Source organism: Tahibacter caeni (assembly GCF_024609805.1).
GTDB lineage: Bacteria > Pseudomonadota > Gammaproteobacteria > Xanthomonadales > Rhodanobacteraceae > Tahibacter > Tahibacter caeni.
The window spans coordinates 1-1,385 of sequence record NZ_JANFVR010000621.1 but is presented as its reverse complement, the minus strand read 5'-3'; the positions used below and the strand labels follow the sequence as shown (position 1 = coordinate 1,385).

Sequence of the window (1,385 nt, the reverse complement as noted above, 5' to 3'; positions counted from 1 at the left end):
GACGGCGTCGGCGCCGCGCACCGCGGCGGCGACTGCCGCCGCGTCGCGCACGTCGACGCGGACCGGCGTCAGGCCGGCGCGCGCGGCGAGCTTTTCGGGCGAACGCACGAGCGCGGAGACCTCGTGGCCGCGGCTCAGCAGTTCCTGCAGGACGGCCGCGCCGACGAAGCCGGTGGCGCCGATCAGGGCGATTTTCATGGGGTGCTCCTTGGGGTGAGTTGGACGGAAGCACGATAGGCGCTTCACAATGCGCCGATTAGTCGGTCCATCCCACAATCATTTGTAAGCTGGACTTCACGATGGACGATCTCCGGGCCCTGGCCATCTTCGCAACCGTCGTGCGCCAGGGCTCGATGAGCGCGGCCGCGCGGCAGCTCGGGCTCAGCGCCTCGGCCGTGAGCCAGCAGGTGCGTGCGCTCGAACGCTGGCACGGCGTCACCTTGCTGCACCGCTCCACGCGCAAGCTCACGCTCAGCGACGCCGGCGCGCGCGTCTATGCCGAATGCGCGCAGATGGTCGAGGCGGCCGAGCGCGCCCAGCAGCAGTTGCGCGCGACGCGCGACGAGCCCTCGGGCGAACTGCGCGTCGCCGCGCCGATCGGCTTCGGTCCGTATCTCGCGACCGCGCTGACGCCGCTGCTGCTCGCGCATCCGGCGCTGAGCCTGCGCCTGCTCGTCGACGACGCGATGATCGACCTGATCGACGCGCGCATCGACCTGGCGATCCGCGTCGGCCGCCTGCCCGATTCGAGCTGGGTAGCGCGCCGGCTCTGCGCGATGACCCTCGTGCTCTGCGCCGCACCGGCCTACCGCGAGCGCCGCGGCCTGCCGCAGGCCCCCGAGGAATTGCTAGCACACGCCTGGCTGTCGCAGAGCGGCACGGCCACGGCCGCGCGCGGCCTGGAGCTGCAGCACACTGACGGCCGGCGCCGCGCCGTCCATCCGTCGCCCAATGTCGCGAGCAACAACCAGCTGCTGTTGCAGCAGATGTGCGCGGCCGGCCTCGGCATCGCCTTGATCGGCAGTCCCGACGCGCACGCGGACCTGGCCGCCGGACGGCTAGCGCGCGTGCTGCCCGATTGGGCGCTGCCGCCGTTCGACGTCTGGGCGCTGACGCCGCAGCGCGACGCGCAGCCGGCCAAGGTGCGGCATGCCCTGGCCGCGATCGCCGCGTATTTCGCCGACATGCCCGGCATGCTGCCGTAGGCCGATTTCGCGCGGCCTGTCGTCAGGACGTCGCGGCCACGCGCGCGGCGCCGCGACGACTGCGCGATCGGCGAAACGCTAGAGCAGTTCGTCGAGCGCCTTGCGGCCGGCCGCCGCGTCGCGGAAACCCGCGGTCAGCGCGTCGTACGGCGCGGCGTCGACCGGCACCAGGCGCGCGGC

Annotated in this window: 2 protein-coding genes; one reads left to right on the top strand and one right to left on the bottom strand. The window is 72.9% G+C overall.

Annotated features, from left to right (window positions below; all coding sequences use genetic code 11):
• Window positions 1–198: NAD(P)H-binding protein (locus NON22_RS24355; protein ID WP_257389570.1), on the bottom strand; the 198-nt coding region annotated here is incomplete at its 3' end.
• A 101-nt stretch (window positions 199–299) separates the two neighbouring features.
• On the opposite strand from NON22_RS24355, the gene NON22_RS24350 reads away from it, so the two are divergent.
• Window positions 300–1,205, top strand: coding sequence for a LysR family transcriptional regulator (locus NON22_RS24350; RefSeq protein WP_257389569.1), 906 nt, complete (start codon window positions 300–302; stop codon window positions 1,203–1,205).
• Window positions 1,206–1,385: the final 180 nt, after the last annotated feature.